General features: G+C 44.7%; 1 protein-coding gene. It reads left to right on the plus strand.

Translation table 11 applies throughout. From position 1 onward, the window contains the following. Positions 1 to 82 precede the first annotated feature (82 nt). A partial coding sequence (locus SB772_RS42000; protein WP_410838772.1) for an NDP-sugar synthase occupies positions 83 to 264 on the plus strand: 182 nt, incomplete at its 3' end.

Raw genomic sequence — 264 nt, forward strand, 5'->3', positions numbered from 1 at the left:
CTACCTGCTTATAAAGAGAAGTTTGCTTCAGCGTAGATGACGCTCAGCTAAATCAATTTAAATAATAAAGATAGGAGCGCAGATGTCTACCTCTACGATTACACAAGCCATGATTTTGGCAGCGGGCAAGGGCACACGCCTACGTCCATTAACGCTTGAGACGCCAAAGCCTTTGGTTGAAGTCGCAGGTCAACCGCTTATAGTTTGGCATATTAAAGCACTACAAGCAGCAGGCATTACTGATATCACGGTCAATGCATCATG

The organism is Paraburkholderia sp. SIMBA_030, assembly GCF_046535245.1.
Classification (GTDB): domain Bacteria; phylum Pseudomonadota; class Gammaproteobacteria; order Burkholderiales; family Burkholderiaceae; genus Paraburkholderia.